We start from the raw sequence: 24,265 nt of genomic DNA on the forward strand, positions 1-24,265 counted from the left end.
CGAAGGTTTAATTTTTTTCTAAAGCTCGATACAACACTGATTTACTAACACCCGTCATATCCGTAATTTCTTTGATGCTATATTGTTTAGATGAATGTAGTTTTAAAGCACGTTCCACCAACTTGGGGTCTTTGGAAGGTCTCCCCCCATTTCGGCCTCTCATTCTTGCAGATTGTAATCCTGATTTTGTACGCTCACTGATAATATCTCGTTCTAGTTCAGCAATACTCGCCATTGTTCGGAAGAAAAAACGTCCCATAGCTGTTGATGTATCAATATTATCCTGTATGGAAATAAAATTGACCTCTTTTTCTTCAAAGGTTTCAACCAATTCAATTAGATGTTTTGTAGACCTTGAGATACGATCCAACTTATAAACGACCACAGAATCACCTTTACTTATAGCCTTTAGGAGTTGTTCTAATTCTGGACGTTCTTTTCTCGTTCCAGTTATTTTCTCTTTGTAAATAACAGCTGCGCCTGCTTTTTCTAAAACATCAATTTGAAGATCTAAAATTTGATCTTGAGTAGAAACACGAGCATATCCAAAAACTTTTCCCATTAAATTCCCTCCCCAAGAATAATTGTTCCCTAATTCGGATTATAAGTCAATTTTAGGGAAGATGAATACGGGAAGGGTTTAGGGATTAGAAAACGCCAAAAATCATGTGTACTATAGATAGGTAAAGTTTTTCCCTTAAACGTTCGTTAATGGGAATTACTATTAGAAAAATCATTTTATGTTTTTCATTCAAATATTCACTTGAATATTAACCAAGGAAAGGTATATACTATATTCAAGTGAACACTTGAATATCAATGGGGTGATAATGTGAATAAGAAAGATACTTGTGAAATTTTTTGTTATGACGAGGAAAAGGTCAATCGAATACAAGGTGATTTAAAAACAATCGATATTGTTAGTGTTGCCCAAATGTTAAAAGCAATTGCGGATGAAAATAGGGCAAAGATTACCTATGCTTTGTGTCAAGATGAAGAGTTATGTGTGTGTGATATAGCAAATATTATTGGTATTACGGTGGCAAATGCTTCTCATCATTTAAGGACCCTTCATAAGCAGGGGATTGTAAGATATAGAAAAGAAGGAAAACTAGCGTTTTATTCGTTAGACGATGAACATATTAGACAAATAATGATGATTGTACTAGAACATAAGAAAGAAGTGAATGTCAATGTCTGATCAAAAGGCAATAACATCTGAACAAGAAATGAAGGCCTATCGTGTACAAGGTTTTACTTGCGCAAACTGCGCGGGTAAATTCGAAAAAAATGTAAAACAGCTATCTGGAGTTGAGGATGCAAAAGTAAATTTTGGTGCATCTAAAATTGCTGTTTATGGTAATGCAACGATAGAAGAACTAGAAAAAGCAGGTGCATTTGAGAATCTCAAAGTGACACCTGAAAAATCTGCTCGCCAAGCATCACAAGAGGTAAAAGAAGATACGAAAGAAGATAAAGTGCCGTTTTATAAAAAGCATAGTACTCTACTTTATGCTTCCTTATTGATTGCCTTTGGTTATCTTTCCTCGTATGTGAATGGAGAAGAGAACATTGTTACTACCTTATTGTTTTTAGCATCCATGTTTATCGGAGGATTATCACTTTTTAAAGTTGGTTTGCAAAACTTACTACGTTTTGAATTTGATATGAAAACCCTTATGACAGTGGCTGTTATAGGTGGTGCTATTATTGGAGAATGGGCAGAAGTTGCCATTGTTGTTATTCTCTTTGCAATCAGTGAAGCACTTGAGCGATTCTCTATGGATAGAGCAAGACAATCGATTCGTTCATTAATGGATATCGCTCCTAAAGAGGCACTTGTTAAACGTAATGGACAAGAAATAATGATTCATGTTGATGATATTGCTGTTGGGGATATCATGATTGTAAAACCTGGTCAAAAGATTGCGATGGATGGTGTAGTTGTAAGTGGGTACTCTGCCGTTAACCAAGCAGCTATTACAGGTGAATCAGTCCCTGTCGAGAAAACGGTTGATAATGAAGTATTTGCAGGTACCTTAAATGAAGAAGGATTACTTGAAGTAGAAATAACGAAACTTGTAGAAGATACAACAATTTCTAAAATTATTCATCTTGTAGAGGAAGCACAAGGGGAACGTGCTCCTTCGCAAGCATTTGTTGATAAATTCGCAAAATATTACACACCGATTATTATGATCATTGCAGCATTAGTTGCTATAGTCCCTCCATTATTCTTTGATGGCAGTTGGGAAACATGGATTTATCAAGGATTAGCTGTTCTTGTTGTTGGTTGTCCTTGTGCGTTGGTTATATCGACTCCTATTTCTATTGTTTCAGCGATTGGAAATGCTGCGAAAAAAGGGGTCCTTGTAAAAGGCGGAGTGTATTTAGAAGAAATGGGCGCCTTAAAGGCTATTGCATTCGATAAAACAGGAACATTAACAAAAGGGGTCCCAGCTGTAACTGATTATAATGTGTTGAACAAACAGATAAATGAAAAAGAATTACTATCCATTATTACTGCATTGGAGTATCGTTCTCAGCATCCTCTTGCTTCAGCCATCATGAAAAAAGCAGAAGAAGAAAACATTACTTATTCTGACGTACAGGTAGAGGATTTCTCTTCTATCACAGGAAAGGGTATAAAGGGTATCGTAAACGGGACGACTTATTACATCGGTAGCCCGAAACTCTTTAAGGAATTATTGACTAATGATTTCGATAAAGACTTAGAGCAAAATGTTACTACTCTTCAAAATCAAGGTAAGACAGCCATGATTATTGGAACCGAAAAAGAAATACTTGCAGTTATTGCAGTTGCTGATGAAGTTCGTGAGTCAAGTAAGGAAATTCTTCAAAAGTTACATCAACTTGGAATCAAAAAAACAATTATGCTTACTGGTGATAACAAAGGTACTGCGAATGCTATCGGAGGGCAGGTTGGAGTATCTGATATAGAGGCAGAATTAATGCCACAGGACAAATTAGACTTTATTAAACAGTTGAGATCCGAGTATGGCAACGTAGCAATGGTAGGAGATGGGGTCAATGATGCACCTGCATTGGCGGCCTCAACAGTTGGGATTGCAATGGGTGGAGCTGGTACAGACACAGCCTTAGAAACTGCAGACGTCGCTCTAATGGGAGACGATTTAAGAAAACTTCCATTCACTGTAAAACTTAGCCGGAAAACTCTTAATATCATCAAAGCTAACATTACTTTTGCAATTGCTATTAAATTTATTGCCTTACTATTGGTTATCCCAGGTTGGTTAACGCTCTGGATTGCCATTCTTTCCGATATGGGCGCAACCCTTCTAGTAGCTCTAAATGGTTTGCGACTAATGAGAGTGAAAGAATAAAGGAAAAAGTGCTAAAAAGGGCTCTTCCAGACAGATGGAAATTCCTTTTTTAAAAAGGACTCATTATTAGTATAACTTCTAAATATAATAAAAAATCAGTTAGTGAGTTGATGTAATTGACTTTAATTTTGAACGTTATTTCTGCAATAGGGGCATTTATAGTTACCAATATTGATGATATTTTTGTTTTGATGCTGCTATTTTCACAGGCAAAAGCACAGGTGAAAACGAGTGAAGGTTTAAAAGGTAACCAGACAGAGAATAAGCATATATCCCCTAAGGATATAATTATTGGACAATATCTAGGTTTTACCTTGTTAGTAGTAGTTAGTCTCTTAGGAACTTTTGGAGTTATGTTAATTCCAGAGAAATGGGTAGGATTACTTGGACTAATCCCAATCTATTTAGGGATTATGTTGTTTATAAAGGGAGAAGATGAGGATGAAAATGCAATTCTTTCAAGTTTAAATTCTGGAAAGTATAATAGTGTCTTTTTAAGTGTAGCATTTATAACATTTGCTAATGGCGGAGATAACATTGGAATATATGTTCCTTTCTTCTCTACTTTAACCATGAACCAACTAGCAGTAACGGTTATTACTTTCTTTATTATGGTTGCGATTTGGTGTTTTATTGGATATCGTTTGGCAGCTTTTAAACATGTCTCTGAAACCTTAGAGAATTACGGTAGATGGATTATACCCATTGTCTTTATTGGTTTAGGAATCTATATCATGGTGGAGAACGAAACTTTCAGTGCCCTTTTGAGTTTAATAAATTATTAAAAAATAATCTTCAAAAGTCCCTCTAGTTAACAGTTGGGATTTTTGTTTTTCTTATTTACAAATAACGGAACCTACCTTAACCAACTAACTATTGGATATAAGTAATTGCTTGTCTACCCAGTTGCACCCATGCAGCTTCAAAGTCTGCTATTTTGGCCTTTTTATTCTTTGTGTTTGCTAGTGGATCACTAAAGTAAATATAGCATTGGTCATATCATATCCTGTTACTAATACAGAGTGCAGCTTATGAAGCCCTATTAGATTAATTTGCAACACAGGTGAAATAGAAAAAACTGAGGAGTTACCACAAAGGAACCCTAAAAATGGTAAGTACCAGCATGTTTGGATTGATTGCATGAATAACCAAATGGAAATATGTCTGGAATTATACAGATAATAAAACTACTATAATAGTTACTAATAAGCCTATGATTTCTTAGCGTAGGAATCATAGGCTTATTTTATGTCGAAATTTCTTCTATTACTTCATCACCAAATTTATCAATATAGTATTCCGTTTCAACACTATGTTTCTTGTCATCAAGTGTCCCTACTTCGGCAGCCCCAACCGGAATTGTTAATAGTGTAGTTAGTACAGATGCAGTGATTAGAGATAATAATGTTTTCTTCATAATAAAACCTCCGATATGATTTTTTGTATATCTATTATTTCTAGTGTTAGGAAGTAGATTCGTATCTACTCTTTCATGTTGTTATTTCTTAAGTATGATAATTACTCATTTTTGATATTAATCTAACGGTGATATTATGTAGTTAGATAAAGAGTTAAAAAGTACCCTCCTTTCTTCTAAAACATATATTATTATCCACCCCTCTACAAACCTACCAAAGGGTCTTTTCGGAATAAATAATTTCCCTAACCACCTATACTCACACCAATATTATGTATTATTGTAAAATTAATGCATATCTGCATAGTCTCGATTGTTCACAAAAAAAGTAACCACCTTTGCACACATAGCAAATTTTAAGGTGGTTACTTTTAAATTAAGCACGTTTAATAACATTGAAAATTCCTTATAGCCTTTTAAGATCTCTGAAGCCCATAGCATTAAATAATAACAAACTAACCTTAAATGACGCCCGCTAAAATAAGCTTGTTTGTACGTATTGCTTTTTAATTAATGTTTCTTGCAATATGTCCTCGATTTGAGGTTGTTTTACTTGAAAGGTTTTCAAAAACTCTTCACTGCTTTTATCTAGATTGATAATCCGGTCCTTGCACTCTTTTCTAAGTTTAACGCTAAAAGGTGGCTTTGATAATGTTACATCAAAGCCAAATTCTTTTGATTGAGCTGCAACAATTTTGAATCGTTTTTCTCTCTCTAAATTGGACCAATTTTCTAATTGATCTTGATATTGTATTGCTTCATTTTTACGTAGATCATAGGGTTTAATAAAGACATCTACCCTCTCCTCGCTGCGATAACCCTTAATCAGCTATCGGCCCGTTAATTATTAATTTTAGTAGGCTATTTAGTAGATATGTGAATCTCGATTTGACCGTTAGGATTATATTTTTCAAAATCAAATGAATAAGCTCTCTTTAAATCCCCGTTCTCTTCTTGTTCCCATATCTGCTTCCAAGTATTAAGTATTCCATTTTCATCCAATGAATCAACTTTAAAAATCTCGTATTTACTTATGCTTGGAATTTTAATAGTATTTGCGTTATTACTACTTTCTACTGCTACACTTACTGTATAATCCCCTCTATAATCACTCTCGTATTCATGGTACAAACCATATGTAACCTCATCCTGATTTAATAAAGCACTTGATGCCTCTTTCCACATCTCTGTGATCTTTTGCATGATAGCTTTGTCTTCAAAATTATTAGTTCTCACACTTTTGATGATCATTAGGTTCACTTGATTAGCCTCACAATATTATTATTTATTTTTCTTTCTACATAATAAATATATTACCTTCTTCTTCAACTCTTCTGCCCGTTCCTTCAACAAGATAAAGGCTATAACCTTTATTAAGCTATCGTACCCCGTTAGCTTAATATCTTAAATTTCACCTTTTACAAAAGGAGAGAACACAGAATAAGCAGACCAAATAAAAACTATCCAAAAAGTAATAGAAGTTATACGTTCGTTCAATAGTGGACTTCTTTTAGATAAGATATAAGTCCGAAACAATGTATATAGACAAAATAGTAAAAAAGATAAACCAAACCAGACTACACCAACATTCCCTAAATATGCTATACCTGCACTTTCGTATATGTTACTTAATACTTTTTGAGTCAAAAGGAATCCCACAACTAAGAAAATGATTATTTCAACAAATGTAATAGCATACATCTTCCAAACACCCAAAAAGTTTCCCTCCCTTTTCTTAAATACTACCATTAAAACCCAGAATCATTCTTAAAGTATTCTGCTCCTTTAGTTTAACATTATTTTCCTTTTATTTGACTTAGGAATATTTAAGAGAAGAAACTATAACATACTGAAAAGAGCGACACATATACTGTGCCGCTCTTTTTTGATAATAAATTTTTTTATAAAAGATACTCTCATGATGAAAACTTTATAGGATAGAATAATCTATGTTTATCAGGAAAGTCATTATTTAATTTATTTTTTTGTTCATCCACTTTTTTCTTAGTTCTTTCTAAATCTACTTTTTTGGCATCAAAATGAATTTCTATATCATCTGGTTTATTCCTTCTACCAAAAACCTTGCCTCTTGATTTCAAATTAAAACATTCCTCATAAACCTTTTGGGTTTTATCTTCATATCTGATAAAAGTATATATTTCGGGTTGGGGGACCGTACCATCATAAGAAATAATATTTAATGTTGAGAAAACAAAAGGGATACTACAATCCAACTGGTTTACAGTATATAATGAATGCAAACTTTCGCTATTTACTGTATTAGGTCTATGTTTTCTGGACGGAAAAGCATAATACTTTTCCCACCCATCGTTTGGCATATAAACTATTGTTGTTACAGTGATGTTATAACAGATATTAGAAGAGACATTTTCAATTGCGTACGAGTGATCAGGCCAAATAAGTTGAAACACTTTATCTTTATCATTTTCTTCCTCGGTATATTTAATTGGTGGGATACTGAATATTAAATCTGGTTTTATACTTAAATGAAACTGATCTCTTTGGAGAAGCTGGGATTGTTCAGTAATGTGATTTGCCTTTGCTGCATTTTCATTCGCCTTTTTAGCATTAGAAACAGATTTCCAAGTGATGAGGAGTAATATAATTGACGATAAAAAAGTCAGTAACTCTCCTATAGTGATTGGTTCCATTTTTACTATATTCAAATCTCCCAACACACTATATGCTAATTCACCCATATTAAAGTCCTCCTCTTGTTTTCTGTATAACATTATCAATCTCAGCAGTAGAATATTTTCCAAAGTCGTGTTATATTATTACTAACTAAACATAATAATAAAAAAGAACGCAAGGTACGGCTAATACCTTACGTTCCTAGATACAAGCGACTCCCTCAAAGGGGAAAGCGTTTAATGGATTAAAAAGTAACCACCTCATTTGCTTTGCGGGCAAAGGTGGTTACTTTTTTTCGTTCTTATTAAAAGACAGGATTGATATCACCAGCATTGCTGTTCCTATCATTAATGTGAGAACTTCAAAAGTAGTCATACTATCACCTCCCTTCTCTTTAGAAGAAGGTGTATATTACGACTTTCCACCTTTGCACTTGCGCTGTATCTCTGAATATTATAGCATAATTTGGTTGCATAATTTACTCATTTCAATGTTAAAATAATTAGAACGTACGTTCTAATTTGGAGGGTTAAAAATGTCCCTTCACAGTTCATATGCTGGTTAATCCTCCAAGAAGGTAAATGTGGTTACATCCTTAGCTAACCTGCTTCTTTGGTTTAACATTAATTTTCCTTTTATTTGACATAGAAAAAGCATTCCTTATTGAAGGAATGCACCCGTTAGCTTAATAAACGATTAATATAAAACGTAGAGAGTTTCTCTCTATCACTTCATTCTGTTATTCTTTGGCAGTCAGTAACAACAAAACCAAATTCATAATTATGACGGAATGTAATTTGGAATCTCTCCGCTTTCTTTTCTGCCGTATCTCCAATCACTCGATAAACGCTTGCTATCACATCTAATTCAGAAAAACCCCCATCGATAGTTCTCATATCTGTTATTTTAAATGGGTCGATATAATAAACGTTTTGTTTACCCAGTTTCAAATAATTCTTTTCTTGGAGGGCAAATAACGTCCTTCTTTGTAATTCAGTAGTTAGCATACGCTCCAACTTACCTTCACGTGTCGTTGGCTCGTCCCACAATGCAACCCATTCAATTAAGTCTTTCCCTTGATTGGCTTGGTCTTGTAGATTCTTATTTACTTGGTCAGACATAGCTATTACCGATTGAACTGGCGTATTATAGCTTACTATACATATCGCTAACAATAATGTAGTAACCAATTTTTTCATATTATCACCTCAGTTTAGTTTCACAAATTAAACTGAGTCTTATTCAAGTATTCTGCCCTGTTAGTTAAAGAGCACATTTTTTCATACATCAGCTGTAACTAAAGACATTTGCAGCACCGCATTTAGTCTACTACATTATATAAATGTTATCCTAAACTGTTTACAAAAAGATGATATAAAGGACCACAAGAAAACCTATTGCTTGTCTCTTGTGGTCCCTATATTATTACTCTTTTTATGGAAACAACCTATTTTTCAGTCCCCTCTTGTAATAAAACTCTCTTCTCTTCCATTAATGTTTGTTCCGCGCTACTAAGACTTGCCTTCTTTTCAATGAGTTCTTTTTCTAACTCTACTAAATCCCGCTTTATATCCTCTTTTTGATTCTCTAAATCGTTTATTTTAGTAGAAGATACATTTTCAACTTGAGATAAACTGTCACTAATTAACTCATCCACATCTACTTCCTCTTCTTTTCCGAATAACGATTGAAAAAATCCGGATTTCGGGCGTTTGGTAGCTTTTTTTAACGTATGTGTTAGAAGTTGCTGGTTCCTTACTTCCACCCGAGATAAAGAGATTTTATGGTCTATTAATTCAAGATCCATCTTTTTTTTGCTCACTTGACTCTCTAACTGATCATACTCTCGCATTTGTACGGATAGTTTATTCTCTTGCTCTAACAAATGTATCCTTTTATTGGTACTTTTTAAAATTTGTCCGAGCATTTCATTATTTAGTGTATTGACGCCCTTAGTTGGATTGGTTGGATCATAATCCACAGTTTCAGACCTGTAACCAAGAAGAACTTCGATATCAGAGATCGTTTTGCCCTGTTCCAAATACATTAAGATTAAATACAATCTATAAATACTTCGGTAGTTTAATCTATAAAATCTACCACTTCTTACGGGCTGAATGTATTTCATAAGGTTTTCATTTCTAAGGTAGTTTCTTAATGTGGAGTCATTTTTCTGCAGATATGCAGCGGATTCCGTAGTTGAATATGTCGTTTCTGGATGTAGATTATTTAGAAAAGAAGGATATAGTTTTTCTGCCGTAACGTCATAAAGTTCAAGTTGCCTTTTTAAAGGGTCTTCACTAAAGTCCGTTTCAATAATATCCAGTGTTGTTACCATTTACTTATCACCTCCGTTGTTTAAGGTTGCGCTATTCTCCGCTACTATTTATGGTAACGATAAAACTCTGTTATATCAAGAGTATTCACTTCCGTTGCTGTATTTAATTTAATTTAGCTATAGCGTTAGGTCGATCAACCCAAACTAACTTTGTCGTTATTTAGCGTTATGCATTTAAAGTAATTCAATTAATGTCAGTTAAAATAAATTAAAGCGCTTTTTAACGCTATAGCGTTACCGCTTCGTTAGATTAGAGGTGGTAACGGCGGCGTTAAGTTAAATTAATGACGATAGCGGAACATCTTGCTTATTAATGTATATACAATTTTATGAATGATTTCATTGTATATATAAATGTATTGCTAAAATTGAATACTTTTGTAATGTTAATTAGACGTATGAGGACTTGTGTTGTATAATGATGATAATTAATACAAATATATAAATAATGTTAGGGAGAGTGATTTATATGATCGTTATGAATATGAATGTGGCAAATGATAATGGTAATAATGAGCAAGCTATCAAAGTAAATGATGTGCTTTATAGACAACCCAATACATATGCAATGCCAGAAAGACCTTCGTTTGAAGATAATAGCGAACCGGAAACGCTTATACCTAATCTCTTAAATGAATTAGAAGTAGATATCCAGTCCGATAGTATTGACTTTGGGGGACTTTATTTTATTGGAAGAAAAGCTATTAAGAGTAAATACACCGCTCATTCAATGAGTGTAGATAGCGAGAAGAAGTATGAAAGTGATTTACCCATCATTAATACATTGGGGTTGTTATCCGGAGTTGCTGTTCAAAATGCTTATAAAGAATCTAAGGAGTTACCTAAGGAGATTAGCTTAAACGTTGATATGGCCACAGCTTTACCTGTGAATCAGTGGAGTAGGGAAACGGCGAGTTTCTTTTCAAAGAGATTTATGGAAGGGTTGCACACGGTGATTGTGTATGTTGGACACTTGAAAGTGCGAGTAAGTATGAAGTTCACTTATGTAAAAGTGATTCCCGAAGGCACGCCTGTTCTTTTTAATCTAATAGAAGATCAAGAGGGCAATTATAGAAATGATTCTATTTTTGATGAATTTAAAAAAGAATATGAAGTGAATGTAGATGGGGAATACTTCCAAGATAAACGTATAAAACATGTTGATATTGGTGATGGTACATGCGATACACCCCTTACGATCGGATATGAATATGACAGGGATTTCGTCAATGGAATACCTACAGGCATTGGACATTCCATCAATAAAGCAATTGATTTATTTAAAAAAGAAGTGTCTGATATGAATATCTCCAGACAACAATTTATTGATTATGTCAAAGAAGAGGGTCATCCATATCACGATAAGGCTGTAAGGCTTATCAAACAATCAATGCGTTCTGAAGTGAAGTCGATTCATGATCATATCGTGGATGAGTTAAAAAAAGCTTCTAATGAAGTGGATATTATTTGTGTCTATGGAGGAGGGTCTATTTTAATGAAAGACCACCTTTATAAACCATTGAAAAAACTATGTGACCGCCCTGACATTCCAGCCAAACTATTATGGGTTCCTGAACAATTTGCCCCTCTAATGAATGTTGAGGGATTGAATATCTTTTTAAAGGCCGTATTGCCTCAGCTAAAAGAAAAAGAATTGGCATCTAAATAACTGCTAGTGGGTGTAACCATATGGTTGCACCCGCCTTTTAATAAAGAATACGTTTGAAAGGAGTAAGTGGATGTCTTCAAGGAAAAAGAAAGTCAAAAAGCGCGGTGAGTCCGTTATATTACGGACGAAGAAGAATGAACCGAACTTCATTATGGATTGGATAAATACTCAATCGAACATTAGTGAATCTCTTCGACAGCTCATTGAAAAAGATGTTGCAGAAAATGGATTAAGAGATGTGAATGAAGAGTTATTGAATAAAGCCGCAGTAGGTGTGATGGGGCACCATCAACTACATCGTACGGATGTTAAAGCTAACAACAAAATGAACACGCCAGTTGTGGAAGAGACCCCCCTTGCTATTCCTGATAAGGACACAGAAAATAAGCAGACTGGGACTAAACATACAATAGAATCTATTGGGACAAACCGTGAATCTCCTCCATCGTCTCACCCTATAATTGGTAGAAGAATGACTGTGTCCAAACAATTATCAAAGGTTGATAAAAATAAAGTGATTGAACAAACACATCAAGATACCCCTTATGAATTGTCTGAAAAAAATAGTAGACAGCCTAGTAGCGAGGACAAAATAATGATAGAAGATGTTAAAGGTGCAGCCATTCAAGAGGAAAATGCGGAAGTGCGTAATCCAGATAAAAAAGAAGAATCGGGAAAGAAAAAGGTAAACAGAGGTCGTATTGATATTAATCAATGGAGTTAATGTAGACATTTAATCACAGAATCCCCAAACTACCTCCCTCGCATCTGCCGAAAGTTTATTTGTGGAAAAGAGATGTATCTAGTTCTTCTACTTTAATAAGAGAGTTGTATCGTAGATCTCTATGTAGTCTATGATACGGCTTTTTTATTTTACTCCCTGATATCCACTCTTTTAAGCGAAATCGAATATCAAGCCATTCTTACGAGATCTAAACTACTAGCAGCTTCTTAATTATCAAACTTTATAAGCATTAACAGTTGTAATTATACTAATGGAAAGAGAGGAGCAATATTCTTTTATCTTTAATAATCATCGTTTGTTCAGTACATCTATGAGAGTCACGCCCCAAGGGTTGTCCCACTTAGTCTGTGAAAGAAAGTGAAGTTTCTTTAGTTTTCCTTTTTTTTATAACATTTCAACTGCTGGAAATTATATGAGCCAGTCCTGTCAGCATTTTCTGGTATCACATCGTGGGTGTGAGATTGTAGTTAGCATGATAAATTCTTGCGTCAGACATTAACATCCAATTTCGTTGTGCAGATACACCAACCACTATGTATTCTTTGCATGTAGCCTCGTATTATGAGTGATCATTTCTGTGTTGGCAGTTTGTACCTCTATTCTCTCCCGTGCACTTCAGAAGCTAAAACCAGTACTGCAGTGGATGCTATTTGTTCCTGGTTCATTTATTTTTCTTATTTGCTCTTAAAATCTATTAGCTATTAAGAAAAGATCCAATCAACATGATCTTAGGAGAAAAATTATTTTAAAGCTTTGTGGTTTATCATTGTAGCCTTTCTATGTAATTGAAGTTTTATGTCTTATTCTTATTGATCGAACTTCAATTTTTTCTTGATAGCCCCCTAAAAATATCATTACTATTGTATAAATTAATGTATATATACTTTTATTTTAAATATATTATCTGTATTTAAATACATATGTATATATTAATCTATATTTATATATATAAATGAAGAATTAATTTCGGACACCAATCTATATTCGGAGTTTAAATATGGGTTGGTTTTAGTTCTCACCTTCAAAATAGTTCATCCATACGACTAGCTATAGGAGCTAATAGGTGGATTGTGTGTGGGAACGATTGTTCTTTTTTCTTTTTTTGCTGTCTCCTCACTCTTCTAATTAATTTGTTTCTTGAGTAAGTCTTCTCTCCTTATAGAAAGGTCTAGGTATTATTCAGTAGTCTGGTAGTATGACTGAATAGGATTAGAATAGTTTAAATTATATTTAAATTCAGTTTAATTTCAGTGTTTTTATATTTAAAGAAAAATCATTTGTTTTTCCTTTGTTGACAGGCCCTACAGCCCGCTTTTTACTCCGCTATCGCTATGTAAATATCCTGACCTCCCACAAACAACATGTTATACAGTGGTTTGTAGGAGGTCAGGATAACAGCGGGCTGTAGGGCTGGTAGAAGATAGGAAATATGTATGGTTGAGGAAGGAATTGTTGGTATGATATGGTAACCGGAAGGAAGATAGATTAAAGAGAATTTAAAGGTAGGAGGGGAGGAGGGAGTAAAAATGGAATAGAACCTAAAGATGTTAAGAGAAAGGTGATGATCTTTAGTGAGAAAAGAATAGCAACTAAAAGAGTACTAAAATAAGAGAAAGAATATACGGGTGAAGTAGGGTGTCTACTAAATAATGAGGAGATGATTATAGGAGGAGTTTATAATTAATAGATTATTAGGAGATAAACAGGTGAAGATTCTAAAAGCTATTGATCGTTTTGGAATCGTGAGTTCATCGCAGTTGAGTGAGTATTTGGAAGGTCACCTTAGTCACGTCACGATTTATAATTCAAGGCCTAAGTTGTTAAAGTTAGGCTTCATTGCAGAAGAAAAAATTGGTCGTACGCTTGTACTTTATATACGTCCTTCAGGCATTGAGTATATAGGAAGTCAATTGACTGCTTTTACCAAAATTAGTTACAGTAAATTGAACCACCAGTTGATCATGAATGAATGTTTGCTAGCGATGAAACGATTATCTGAAAAGCGAACGAAGCCCTTTGAGTTTATTACGGAACGAGAATTAAGGAGTCTATATATCGAGCAGCACTTTAGTCAGTCGGATCGTCGCAATACCACGAAATTAAAAAAGCTTCATGATCAAATACCCGATTTTGTTGTGATAGAAAATCACCAAAGAATTGCGCACGAAGTAGAATTGACCCAAAAATCAAGGACGCGTTATGTGAAGAAATTCAACATGTATACCAATGAACTATTAAAGGGTCGCTATGCTAAGGTCCGTTATTTATGTGATACAGAACAAATTAAGAATGTCGTTACCGAAGTAGCCTCAGGAGAACAGTTTCGGAATGATGCCCTACAACTAGAGTTGATTGAAAGGCTGATGCGATTTGCAAAAAAAGAATGAAAAAGACGTTGGTAAAGAGTTAGGGATTGGTATCACTCTTTTAGTATCAGTGCTTTTCATTTTTCCCTTGTTGGTTTTTTCTATCCCTTTGTATCTCTTAGCTAGAGCGATAAAGCAGCCAAACATCCATTTGGGTTTAGCTGTCGTTGGGATAGGTTTAGTTGTTTTAGGATTTATGAACCAACCAAGTGCTTATCTTGGCTTATATAGTCTGCTGCCGTTGGACATGTCATGGTTAGCAGAATTATCTGGTTCTCCATTAGAGTTGTCAAGAGCATCTTATATCATGTATATCAGTGGAGGGCTTGCTGTCTCCTATGGGCTGTACATCTATAGTGATATCTACCGTAAGAAGAAGCTAGGTTCTAAAGAAGATGATCGGGATCGGTTTAAGGAATCGATTGTCTATCATAAGGTAAGAAAGAATCGACATAAGCTTAATGCGAAAGCTCAAGAAAAATGGAGAAAAGATGGGAAGTTTGATGAAGTGTTATTAGGTATTACAGAGAGAGGAAAACCTTATCATTTAACGTTTTCCGAGATTAATCAACACCACTTTGTTGTTGCGACAACAGGTGGAGGTAAAACCATCTATCTACTAAATTATGTTGAATATGCGTTAGCAAAGAATTACCCGATGATTTTTATTGATGGAAAAGGATCATTAGAAACCATCGAAGAAGTAAAAACTGTTTGTGATGCGTATGGGAAACCACTTAACGTATTTAGCGATCAAGAATCCCTCACGTATAACCCCCTTAAATACGGAAATGCCACTGTAATTACCGATAAGTTAAGAGAATTAGTCGAAACCGAAAGTAAATATTATAGTGAAATTTCTACCTCCTTAGTTCAAGCAATTATCCAATTTATTGACGAATATGAATTTAAACGAGACCTCCAAACCTTTGCCTATTACCTTGAACCAAAAAATATCCAACAAATTTTAACCAATGATGTTATTGAGGTGGAAGTAGAAACAAAAAGTAAAGCAGGGTCTGATGAGCCACATGAATTTGGTAGTTTTTTAGAGGATTTAGACGGTGATGATTTTACAGAAGAATCACCTAAAGGGAAAGAGCAAGCCAAAAAGGTGGTAACAGAGCTTAGTGAACGTTCCAAGAAACATTATGAAAAGATTTTTGGACGATATAAGACCTCCGTTGAAGGAGAAATGTATTTGTTTGAAAATGCAGCGTCTGTCCGAACACAAATCCATTTACTGCTGGATAGTGAACTAGGTCATTTATTTGAGGAAAAAGAAGATGGATTGGATCTCCTGTCTTTAAGTGATCACAAAGATGCGCTCTTTGTATCCTTTGATGGGACGATTTACGACTCTTATATCAAGAAGATTGCTCGTTTTCTGATCCTTGATTTGAATTACTTGGTATCCTACCGAAACCGTACAAAACAAAAAGATCAACCCTTGCTCGCCATCTATGATGAATTTAGTGTATATGCGAACGATAAGATCGTGGATACCGTTAACAAATCAAGGTCGGCAGGGTTCCATTGTTGTATTGCGACACAACTTGTGGCTGATTTAGATGATGTGAGTCCAACTTTAGCAAGGCGGGTAATCGGAAACACCAATACCTTTGCGATTGGTCATACCAACCTTCCGGATGAAATTGAGACATGGGCCAACGTATTGGGCACATTTAAAGATAATGATATGACGATTACAACGGAAGGAAAGGGACCAATTAACCGAACGGAAATGATGAGGGATGCGGGTACGGTCCGTAAAGTCAACAAATACAAGATCAGTCCCGATGAAATCCGTGATTTACGTTCAGGCCAGTTCTTAATCACACGAAAAGCCGCAAAAGAGGGAAAAGTAGAACCGGAAATTGTGTATGTTCGTCATCCGTTGGTGGGACTAGATAAGGACGGTGATAAGAAGTGAAGAAGTTACTGAAAGCGATGAAAGAAAAGAAGACAAGTTATAAGGGTGTATCAAAAACAAGTACCCCTCCATCACAGCGAAAAGTGGCCTTTTCTAAAACGAAAACAAGAAAAGTCGCTAGTTATGCCGTGTTTGGGGTCATGATGGTCTCGTTACTGTTTAATGTGATCCATTTTAGTAAATTGCAATCGATTCGAAATACGGTTCAAGCATCCTATGAAGAGATGGAACAACAGGTAAGCAACGTTCAAACAGAAGACATATTGGAATCGCCCCTGCTAAATGTCTATACAAGAGATTTTGTCAGTGAGTATATAAACATTTCTGCTGATGAAGAAGAAAGAGAGCAGCGATTAGATGAGCTGGAACGTTATTTTGTTAGTGGCTTTGATGTTTCTAGTTTAGAAGATACATCAGAGTTTGCAGGTTCACGAAACGTTACATCTATCAGACTACTAGACATTAAACGAGCAGGGCAAAACGAAGCCAATGTACATTATTTAGTTGCGTATGATATCAAGGAAACCGAAGAAGTGGAAAAAGAGGTCACGAAAGAAGAAGGAGAAGGCGAGGACAAAAAAGAGGTCACAGAAACCGTCATGGAAGAGGAAGAACGTGTGACGAGCCATGATATTGAAATGGTGATTCCTCTCACAACAGATGGTGAAGGGTTTGCCATTACGGGTTATCCGAGTCTGGCCAACAGTCACATGAAGTCCACGATTCAGTATGAACCATCCGCATTAGAAGGTGCGGATACGACTTCTCAAGAGCGTGAAGTATTAGGTGATTTTTTGACTGAATTTTTCACCTCTTATGGCATTTCTGACGAAACCTTAGCGTTTATGGCAAATGTGGATCGAGGACTATCTCATAAAGTCTATCAAGAACACCAAATCATGGAGTCTGTAAAAGACAGTGATAATGGAGAGTTTGTGGTTCGAGTAAACGTGACCTATAGAGACCAAGAGACCTCTATAGCAGCTATTCATAGCTTCCACATGTCGATTAGTGAAGAAAACGGACGATTTTTTGTTCAATCGATTCAATAAAAAAGGAGTGTTACAAATGAATTTTAATTTTCAAGATGTCACTCAGAATTTAATCTCTCAAATTGGATTTATTGTCCTGTTGATCATGGTGATCCGCGCTTTAATTTCCTATACAAGAGAAGATTGGGGACAATTTTTCTCAGGATTAGTGTTAGGGCTGTTTTGCTTAATTGTAGTCTTCTTCGGCCCGCAGCTAGAGCAATTGGCAAGAGCGATGGGCAACACAATTTTTAGTTGATTGGTGGGGTTTTCCCACAAATTGGGGGTGTTGAAATGAAAGGTGAAAATTTCACTAAAGAATATAAGTATCCCATTAAAATTTATCGAATCGGTCAGATTGAATTTGCCAACGGTTTGGAAGTTAGGAAGATGATCGTTGCAGGTGTTGTGATTTTCATGATGGTGTTGATGTTTTTTATCTTTGGAGCTTCTTCTCATGCAGGCGCCATTCAATTTCTTTTAGGGAACTGGTTAATTATCTTGGTTTGTGTTCCAGCTGTTATTACCTTTGTCGTCTTCAGTATGAAATATGATCATAAGCCAGTCATTCCATTTATGAAAGATCGGTTGAGGTTTTATAAGATGAAAAACAAAGCCTACGAACATTTTGATGAAGTGCCACTGGATCAATACGAGGTCGATTTAACATTCGAACCATTGGAACGAGTCAAGAAGGAGGGGTAATTCATGGCAGCTGCAAAGAAGCGAGTGGATCAATTAGAGTTTCCCATTGCTTTTCGCCATAAGAATATGGCGTTTAACAAAAGCAAACAGGTATGGGCATTCTACCGAATGAAAAGTGAATCCCTACGCTTAAATAGTGACAGTGAGTATACGCAATACATTCGCAACATGATTGATTTTTTATCGAATGATGAGTACCAGTACCATCTATCCATTATTCCAAGGCGCTTTGATTTTGAAAAGTTTACGGAAGTCGTCAAGAAAGACATTGTATCAGGGGAATTTGCTGATATTGGTGAACGATACTTTACCAGAGCCTCAGAGATTCTAAGGGATGAAGTCTTTTTACATGAGTATGATGTGTATGTTTCAGTCCAAATTAATAAGTCCGATCAAGTGGTTGCGACAGACGTGAATGATTTATTCAAGAAGTTCATGAAACGCTTGAGAGAAGATGTGTCAAAGGTGATGAACGCTGATGTCCATGTGGAAGATGATGTTGAACTCTATGAGAAACAAGAGCAATCGTTTGTCGATCGGGTGTCTTATGCAAAAGAGATCGAGCGAGTAGAAGGAGAAGAGTTAGATCGCTTGATTTATTATATGTTTCACCGAACAAGTGATGGGTTTGAGATCCCTGACGGAGAGTACAATTTGACCGAAGGGATTATCCGTAACACTCATAGTTATATGACCGTTGATCATGGCAAGTATACGGAATATCTTTGCTTCTTACCATTTAAAGAAATGCCTGTTAGTTTAGAAGGGTTTCGCTTCATTCAAAGCATTTATGAACAACTAGATTTCCCACTGGAAATGCAAATTCGCTATGACTTTAAGCAAAATGACCAAAACATTCGAGAAGTAAGAAAGCTTAAAAGACGATTCAAGAACTTTGATGAAGAAATAGCCGCTACTCGTACAGCTGATGAAGATGTGGTGGTTGAATTAGCTTCAGAGCGTTTAGATCAGTTACTAGATGATGTAAAAGACAATAGCCGTAAAATCTTATTTATGACGTTTACGTTGGTTGTATCGGATCGTTCAAAAGAAGGGATGGAATCAAAAGTTGAATCCCTTCAAAACATCTTTAAAAATACAGGGTTTAAACTGGTCCGACCTGCGGTCGATCAACTCACCTTATTTACTCAATCCATGCCAGCATCTGATGTGACGTATCGTTATTTTGAACAAGTGGTAGATGAAACGTATTTAGCTCAGTCGGGCATGGACTTAACGAATCGGATTGGGAATCGCTATGGCATGTACTTAGGAAAAGTCATAACGAATCGTCGATTATCGAATGTACAACAGTCAAGAGAGATCAATAACAACATTGTAATTTTCAACCCATTGTTGACGAAGAAAGCGATAAAAGGTGCAGCTCATACAAACGGAAATATTTTAATCACGGGACCACCGGGAAGCGGTAAGTCCATGTTAGTTAAGAATTTCTTTACCTGGTCCACCTTTTTTGGCTCTAAGGTATTGTATATTGATCCGAAAAACGAGTTTCAGCGTTATTATAAGCAGTCTCTAAAAAAGAACGGTCATATCGACGAATTTAGAGAACTGTATGAACGTATTAACTTCATTCATTTATCCGAGGAAAAGGAGTTCCATGGAGCACTAGACCCTTTGGTGTTCTTAGAAGGAGATAAAGCGATTCAAACCGCTGTGATGATCTTTAATACCTTAGCTGGAAGCATTAGCGGTCGTGATGAAAGTGTCTCCATCTTTGACGCAGTGATTGAAGAAGTGAACGAAGAAAAAAAGCCGACGATGTCAGGAGCCTTAAAGCGATTAACAGAAAGTAGTCCTACGTTGGCCAAGGATATCAGTCGTTATCGATATGGCTTAGGGCGAATGCTCTTTGGTGATAAGACGAGTACAGGGTTGAACTTTACACAGCAAGTGAATGTCCTAGGAATGCAAGGTTTAAGCTTACCTGAAACGGAAGATATGACTGATGAACAACGAATTGGGCTTTGTTTGATGATGTCGATCTCGAAGTATGTTAACACTTTTAGTCGTACACCAGAAGAAGAAGCCATGATTATTTTTGATGAAGCATGGACGCTGACAAAATCGAAACATGGTGAATCCTTAATCAATGAAATGTTGCGTACTGGGCGATCATTAAGAACCGATATTGTCCTTGTGACCCAAGCTTACAATGATGTAAATACCGAAGAAATTAAGGAACAAATCGGTGTGAAATTCGCATTTAGACCCAAATCAGATGATGCGATCCTTCCCATCTTACGATTCTTTGATTTAGAAGAAAACCAACAAAATATCAATGTGGTGAATCATTTAAAGTCGGGGATGTGCTTATTCCAAGACTATCTAGGACGTACTCAAGCGATTGCCCATGATGTGCTGTTTGAAGAATGGTTCGAAGCCTTTAAGACAACCGATAAAGAGTCCGAAGCGGTACAACTAGAAGAGGCTCGATAAAACAGGAGGAAACAAAATGAAACGATTACTAACGACTCTATTATTGGCTGGTGTGGTTTTAACAGGTTGTGGCGGAAATCCGCTTGGACTAGATGAAGAAAGGCTTCAAGAAGGTGTAGTTGAAAGAGCTATGACTTACGCAGATGTCAAAGAAGGGGATTACATTGAACAAGATATAGAACTTGTTAAGGTATGTGCTGCTGTTCCAAGAGGTAAACAAGAGTATGGTCACCAAGGTGATTATGTAGTCTTCTGGCAAACTAAAGATACTGAAGTACAAGACCACAACCATTTTAATGAGAGTGATTATATTGTGGAATTTGGAGCAAATTCTTATGAGGAATTTGAAGAAATTGGTTGCCATAATTTCAAAGAATAAAAGAGGGATTCTATGAAAAAAAGTGCAGGCTTTCTAGTATTGATGATTGCTTTGATGTTTATTTCTCCTTCTTCTGCTTTTGCACAAGACATAGGAGAGGACAGGGAATCTCAACAATATGATGAATCCGCTTATGAATTAATGAGCTATTCCGATTCTAGTTGGTATGAGCTTGGCGAAAATACCACCAACTCGATTGCTTCTTCGATCAAAGAGTTTATGTGGATGGTCAATTTGATTACCGCAAATGTGGTTATGATGATTGTCTATCAGATGTTTAGCTTAGATATTGTAGAAGTCACTATTCATGCAGTGAATAGTATTGCTTCCACCATTGCGAATGGACTCCTTACGACATTTGGTGCTTTCGCTTTAGCGATCTTTTCCATTGGGATCATTGTAAAAGCGTACATTCAACAAAACTGGCAAGCGTTTATTAAGTTAGTAAGCTTAGTAGTCATTAGTCTAGCTTTATTATCTTCCATTGCGTCAGAGGGATTTGATTACATCAGTTTTACTCATGGCTTATCGGTTGAACTAGAGAACATGGTGATGAATGTCAATCCTTCTTTAACTGGCGACAATGATTTTGATCCAACCGACATGAACAGTACCGCAGTAGCGTTAGAGAATAAAGTATTTGACGCCTTGGTTTATAAGCCTTATCTGCTTCTTCAATATGGAACCACAGAGGAATCAGCTATTCTTGCAGAAGACTCTGAGCGGATCACCGCTTACTTAGAAGCTGATCCGAGAACTGAAGAAGGGGTAAAGGAACGACAGCAAATAGCAGAGGAAGAATACAAAACATATAACAACTACAACATTTTTGCGGGGAATGGATTTAAGCAAACTGGTTATATCCTCGTTATGTTTTTATCTACAGTAGTGCAAGGGGTTGTTTATTTCTTTATTGCTTTGCTACGAATCATGTTGCAGTTTGGTTTTGTGGTGATGCTGTTACTTGCCCCGTTTGCCATCTTTCTATCCATCTTCCCATCCTTTGAAACCGTTATTGGGAAGTATGCTCGAACACTTGGTTTATTGATCGTATTCAAAGCAGTGGTGATGTTTTTCATCTTAGTGGCAGTTAGCTTTATTTCATTAGGGTATGACATGACCAACACAACGGACGATCTTTACTATCGCATCTTCATGCAGATTATCATGAGTGTGGCAACGATCTTCTTATACACGAAACGTCAAGCTGTCATGAACATGATTGAAGGAGCAAGTCTAAGTGTAGATGATATGGGTGGTGGAGCTTTACCACGAGTAAGAAAAAGTCATGCAGGTGGTGGAGGATTCCAAAGCTTGCGGAGAAAGATGCCAGGAATGAATAAAGGAAGTAGGATGAAAGACAAAGTGAAAGGTGGCGTTAAAGCTTCCACGCACTCGATCAAGAAAGCTGGAACCAATTTAGGGGAGAAATCAAAGAATGTCGCCTCTTTAAGTAAACGAAGGTTACAAGCTACAGGTGAAAATATGAAACAAGCATCCGCTCGATTTGCTGAGCATCAACGCGGGGAATCAAACGAGCAAAACGTATATGAGGGCAACACAGGAGAGAGAGCAGCTATGCGTGAAGTGGCTGCAACATCTGAGGGTGGCAGTCGTTTTAGCCAAGCAAGGCAATCTGTTGTGAATCGCCTTAACGGAGAAGAATCTTCAGATTCTAAAGGTGGTACTTCAGTACCGAATCCAAGACAGGTTACAGAAAATCAACGAGTTGGGCAAACGTCAAATCAAGTGATCCAAAATGGTTCTCAACTAAGTTCTAAGCGGAAAATTCCTAAGCCGAGTAAAGAAGTAAATCAACATAAACCGAAGCAACAAACAACTTCTCAAAGTCCAGCAAGAAAAACTCCTAAGAAAGAGAATAATGTATCAACTCAAATGGAGAAACAAGGAAAACTAACTCAAAAATCCAACCAAACCTATAAGCAAACTAATAATTCAAGTGCAAGAACAAAAACTCAACCGAAGCGTGAGGTTCAGCAACCAAAAGAAGAACCACAACTAAGAGCACCTACTCAAAAATTGTCTAAAAGAGAACAGGAAGGACGACTAGGGAAAGTTTCACGCTTAAATCGAGAGGTTGATTAAGGGGTGAAGTGATGTGCTGAGACAGGCAGTGGAATTAAAGGCTAAAGTAACCGCTTTAGCCTTATTCCTTAAATATGGTTTACCTGCATTAGTGGTTAGTGGTGCGATCTTTGGCTTACTGTTTGTCATCCTATTTAGTGCCGATTCGTTGTTTAATTCTAAACAACAGCCTGACACCATCGGTGGGGGAACGGTAATTGGAGTCAGTGCAGAGGTATTGCAGTATCAAGGGTTAGTAGAGAGTTTGGCAGCTGAATATGGCATTCCAGAGTACAGTGGCGTTATTCTCGCCATGATGATGCAGGAAAGTGGAGGAAGAGGGAATGACCCCATGCAGTCGTCAGAGAGTTTATGTGGCTCCATCGGTTGTATTCAATCTCCTGAAGCCTCTATTGAACAAGGAGTTAAGTACTTTGCTCAGACATTAGAAAAGGCAGAAGGAGATGTTCGATTAGCCGTGCAGAGTTATAATTTTGGGCTCGGTTTTATTCCTTACGCGTTAGAGCGAGGGGGATACAGTAAAGAGAACGCTATAGACTTCTCTATTAAGCAATATGAGAGAGTCAGACACACTGGTAACTATTCATGTATCCGTCCTGAATCGGCAGCTACTGGAGCGTGCTATGGCGATATATCGTACGTAGATGCTGTTTTCTCTTACTATAATTATGAACAAGGAACAATTGTCGCAGGTGGAGGTTCGTTTGTGACCCCAGTGAATGGTATGCGTATGACGTCTGATTTTGGATACAGAACGCATCCGATCACGGGAGAACAGCGAATGCACAATGGCATTGACTTTGGCTGCATTAACTATGTGACTCCTATCAATGCTGTCACAGATGGACATGTTGTCTTTTCGGGATCACAAGGCGGTTATGGGAATATTGTCATCTTAAAACACGCTCCTGATCTTTACACTGCTTATGCCCATAATAGCTCAAATACTGTAAAAACAGGGGATCAAGTGAGAGCAGGGAAACAAATTGGTGTTTGCGGTTCCACTGGTGCAAGCACAGGACCCCACTTACATTTAGAATTTCGGAGTACACAAAACGGAGGACACCAAGACCCTAAATCATTCTTAGGACTGTAG

22 protein-coding genes and 1 pseudogene are annotated in these 24,265 nt (G+C 36.4%); 14 read left to right on the forward strand and 9 right to left on the reverse strand.

Annotation, left to right across the window (positions count from 1 at the left end; all coding sequences use genetic code 11):
* Positions 1–7: 7 nt before the first annotated feature.
* A complete protein-coding gene (locus BPOF4_RS20845; RefSeq protein WP_003322302.1) occupies positions 8–562 on the reverse strand; it encodes a recombinase family protein in 555 nt (184 codons plus the stop codon).
* A 270-nt stretch (positions 563–832) separates the two neighbouring features.
* Here BPOF4_RS20845 and cadC point away from each other — a divergent pair, with 270 nt between their 5' ends.
* From cadC to BPOF4_RS20860, 3 genes are all read left to right on the forward strand, one after another.
* Positions 833–1,201: a Cd(II)-sensing metalloregulatory transcriptional repressor CadC gene (cadC, locus tag BPOF4_RS20850; RefSeq protein ID WP_003322301.1), complete on the forward strand. Its 369-nt coding sequence runs from the start codon at positions 833–835 to the stop codon at positions 1,199–1,201.
* Positions 1,194–3,365, forward strand: a complete 2,172-nt coding sequence (locus tag BPOF4_RS20855; RefSeq protein ID WP_012961265.1) for a heavy metal translocating P-type ATPase — start codon at positions 1,194–1,196, stop codon at positions 3,363–3,365. The genes cadC and BPOF4_RS20855 overlap by 8 nt, the downstream gene beginning before the upstream one ends.
* A gap of 116 nt (positions 3,366–3,481) precedes the next feature.
* The gene (locus BPOF4_RS20860; RefSeq protein ID WP_003322298.1) at positions 3,482–4,150 is read left to right on the forward strand and encodes a CadD family cadmium resistance transporter; all 669 of its coding nucleotides are present in this window, start codon (positions 3,482–3,484) and stop codon (positions 4,148–4,150) included.
* 88 nt (positions 4,151–4,238) lie between these two features.
* On the opposite strand, the pseudogene BPOF4_RS23050 reads toward BPOF4_RS20860, so the two are convergent.
* From BPOF4_RS23050 to BPOF4_RS20885, 8 genes and pseudogenes are all read right to left on the reverse strand, one after another.
* Positions 4,239–4,399: pseudogene (locus BPOF4_RS23050) on the reverse strand (C39 family peptidase); the annotation flags it as partial.
* A gap of 212 nt (positions 4,400–4,611) precedes the next feature.
* On the reverse strand, positions 4,612–4,782 hold the full coding sequence (locus BPOF4_RS22375) for a hypothetical protein (RefSeq protein ID WP_012961266.1): 171 nt from the start codon (positions 4,780–4,782) through the stop codon (positions 4,612–4,614).
* A gap of 861 nt (positions 4,783–5,643) precedes the next feature.
* Positions 5,644–6,033, reverse strand: coding sequence for a GyrI-like domain-containing protein (locus BPOF4_RS20865; protein WP_327870548.1), 390 nt, complete (start codon positions 6,031–6,033; stop codon positions 5,644–5,646).
* A gap of 153 nt (positions 6,034–6,186) precedes the next feature.
* Positions 6,187–6,498, reverse strand: a complete 312-nt coding sequence (locus tag BPOF4_RS20870; protein WP_012961269.1) for a hypothetical protein — start codon at positions 6,496–6,498, stop codon at positions 6,187–6,189.
* A 200-nt stretch (positions 6,499–6,698) separates the two neighbouring features.
* Positions 6,699–7,502 (reverse strand): hypothetical protein, encoded by an 804-nt coding sequence (locus BPOF4_RS20875; RefSeq protein ID WP_012961270.1) that lies wholly within the window; start codon positions 7,500–7,502, stop codon positions 6,699–6,701.
* Between the two features lie 220 nt (positions 7,503–7,722).
* Positions 7,723–7,812: a putative holin-like toxin gene (locus BPOF4_RS23000; protein WP_412675632.1), complete on the reverse strand. Its 90-nt coding sequence runs from the start codon at positions 7,810–7,812 to the stop codon at positions 7,723–7,725.
* 356 nt (positions 7,813–8,168) lie between these two features.
* Positions 8,169–8,636 (reverse strand): hypothetical protein, encoded by a 468-nt coding sequence (locus BPOF4_RS20880; protein WP_012961271.1) that lies wholly within the window; start codon positions 8,634–8,636, stop codon positions 8,169–8,171.
* 248 nt (positions 8,637–8,884) lie between these two features.
* Positions 8,885–9,775 (reverse strand): hypothetical protein, encoded by an 891-nt coding sequence (locus BPOF4_RS20885; protein WP_012961272.1) that lies wholly within the window; start codon positions 9,773–9,775, stop codon positions 8,885–8,887.
* 469 nt (positions 9,776–10,244) lie between these two features.
* On the opposite strand from BPOF4_RS20885, the gene BPOF4_RS20890 reads away from it, so the two are divergent.
* From BPOF4_RS20890 to BPOF4_RS20940, 11 genes are all read left to right on the forward strand, one after another.
* The gene (locus BPOF4_RS20890) at positions 10,245–11,444 is read left to right on the forward strand and encodes a ParM/StbA family protein (protein WP_012961273.1); all 1,200 of its coding nucleotides are present in this window, start codon (positions 10,245–10,247) and stop codon (positions 11,442–11,444) included.
* Positions 11,445–11,514: 70 nt separating this feature from the next.
* Positions 11,515–12,168, forward strand: coding sequence for a hypothetical protein (locus tag BPOF4_RS21445; protein WP_012961274.1), 654 nt, complete (start codon positions 11,515–11,517; stop codon positions 12,166–12,168).
* Between the two features lie 1,727 nt (positions 12,169–13,895).
* Positions 13,896–14,576, forward strand: a complete 681-nt coding sequence (locus tag BPOF4_RS20900) for a hypothetical protein (RefSeq protein ID WP_012961275.1) — start codon at positions 13,896–13,898, stop codon at positions 14,574–14,576.
* Positions 14,560–16,488: a type IV secretory system conjugative DNA transfer family protein gene (locus tag BPOF4_RS20905; RefSeq protein ID WP_012961276.1), complete on the forward strand. Its 1,929-nt coding sequence runs from the start codon at positions 14,560–14,562 to the stop codon at positions 16,486–16,488. Before BPOF4_RS20900 ends, BPOF4_RS20905 begins: the two co-directional genes overlap by 17 nt.
* A complete protein-coding gene (locus BPOF4_RS20910; RefSeq protein WP_012961277.1) occupies positions 16,485–17,540 on the forward strand; it encodes a conjugal transfer protein in 1,056 nt (351 codons plus the stop codon). Before BPOF4_RS20905 ends, BPOF4_RS20910 begins: the two co-directional genes overlap by 4 nt.
* Before the next feature lie 16 nt (positions 17,541–17,556).
* On the forward strand, positions 17,557–17,778 hold the full coding sequence (locus BPOF4_RS20915; protein ID WP_012961278.1) for a hypothetical protein: 222 nt from the start codon (positions 17,557–17,559) through the stop codon (positions 17,776–17,778).
* 35 nt (positions 17,779–17,813) lie between these two features.
* Positions 17,814–18,224: a conjugal transfer protein gene (locus BPOF4_RS20920; RefSeq protein ID WP_012961279.1), complete on the forward strand. Its 411-nt coding sequence runs from the start codon at positions 17,814–17,816 to the stop codon at positions 18,222–18,224.
* A gap of 3 nt (positions 18,225–18,227) precedes the next feature.
* Positions 18,228–20,684, forward strand: a complete 2,457-nt coding sequence (locus BPOF4_RS20925) for an ATP-binding protein (protein ID WP_012961280.1) — start codon at positions 18,228–18,230, stop codon at positions 20,682–20,684.
* A gap of 16 nt (positions 20,685–20,700) precedes the next feature.
* A complete protein-coding gene (locus BPOF4_RS20930) occupies positions 20,701–21,063 on the forward strand; it encodes a hypothetical protein (protein ID WP_012961281.1) in 363 nt (120 codons plus the stop codon).
* A 12-nt stretch (positions 21,064–21,075) separates the two neighbouring features.
* Positions 21,076–23,169, forward strand: coding sequence for a CD3337/EF1877 family mobilome membrane protein (locus BPOF4_RS20935; RefSeq protein WP_012961282.1), 2,094 nt, complete (start codon positions 21,076–21,078; stop codon positions 23,167–23,169).
* Between the two features lie 13 nt (positions 23,170–23,182).
* Positions 23,183–24,265 carry a lysozyme family protein gene (locus BPOF4_RS20940; RefSeq protein WP_012961283.1) on the forward strand — a complete coding sequence of 361 codons (1,083 nt, stop codon included), beginning with the start codon at positions 23,183–23,185 and terminating at the stop codon, positions 24,263–24,265.

This window comes from Alkalihalophilus pseudofirmus OF4 (assembly GCF_000005825.2).
Lineage (GTDB): Bacteria > Bacillota > Bacilli > Bacillales > Bacillaceae_D > Alkalihalophilus > Alkalihalophilus pseudofirmus.

Excerpts from the sequence above, each read along its gene's own strand:
- BPOF4_RS20845 (WP_003322302.1), bottom strand. The coding sequence starts at position 562 with ATGGGAAAAGTTTTTGGATATGCTCGTGTTTCTACTCAAGATCAAATT.
- BPOF4_RS20855 (WP_012961265.1), top strand. The coding sequence starts at position 1,194 with ATGTCTGATCAAAAGGCAATAACATCTGAACAAGAAATGAAGGCCTAT.
- BPOF4_RS22375 (WP_012961266.1), bottom strand. The coding sequence starts at position 4,782 with ATGAAGAAAACATTATTATCTCTAATCACTGCATCTGTACTAACTACA.
- BPOF4_RS20865 (WP_327870548.1), bottom strand. The coding sequence starts at position 6,033 with ATGATCATCAAAAGTGTGAGAACTAATAATTTTGAAGACAAAGCTATC.
- BPOF4_RS20875 (WP_012961270.1), bottom strand. The coding sequence starts at position 7,502 with ATGGGTGAATTAGCATATAGTGTGTTGGGAGATTTGAATATAGTAAAA.
- BPOF4_RS23000 (WP_412675632.1), bottom strand. The coding sequence starts at position 7,812 with ATGACTACTTTTGAAGTTCTCACATTAATGATAGGAACAGCAATGCTG.
- BPOF4_RS20880 (WP_012961271.1), bottom strand. The coding sequence starts at position 8,636 with ATGAAAAAATTGGTTACTACATTATTGTTAGCGATATGTATAGTAAGC.
- BPOF4_RS20885 (WP_012961272.1), bottom strand. The coding sequence starts at position 9,775 with ATGGTAACAACACTGGATATTATTGAAACGGACTTTAGTGAAGACCCT.
- BPOF4_RS20890 (WP_012961273.1), top strand. The coding sequence starts at position 10,245 with ATGATCGTTATGAATATGAATGTGGCAAATGATAATGGTAATAATGAG.
- BPOF4_RS21445 (WP_012961274.1), top strand. The coding sequence starts at position 11,515 with ATGTCTTCAAGGAAAAAGAAAGTCAAAAAGCGCGGTGAGTCCGTTATA.
- BPOF4_RS20915 (WP_012961278.1), top strand. The coding sequence starts at position 17,557 with ATGAATTTTAATTTTCAAGATGTCACTCAGAATTTAATCTCTCAAATT.
- BPOF4_RS20920 (WP_012961279.1), top strand. The coding sequence starts at position 17,814 with ATGAAAGGTGAAAATTTCACTAAAGAATATAAGTATCCCATTAAAATT.
- BPOF4_RS20925 (WP_012961280.1), top strand. The coding sequence starts at position 18,228 with ATGGCAGCTGCAAAGAAGCGAGTGGATCAATTAGAGTTTCCCATTGCT.
- BPOF4_RS20930 (WP_012961281.1), top strand. The coding sequence starts at position 20,701 with ATGAAACGATTACTAACGACTCTATTATTGGCTGGTGTGGTTTTAACA.
- BPOF4_RS20935 (WP_012961282.1), top strand. The coding sequence starts at position 21,076 with ATGAAAAAAAGTGCAGGCTTTCTAGTATTGATGATTGCTTTGATGTTT.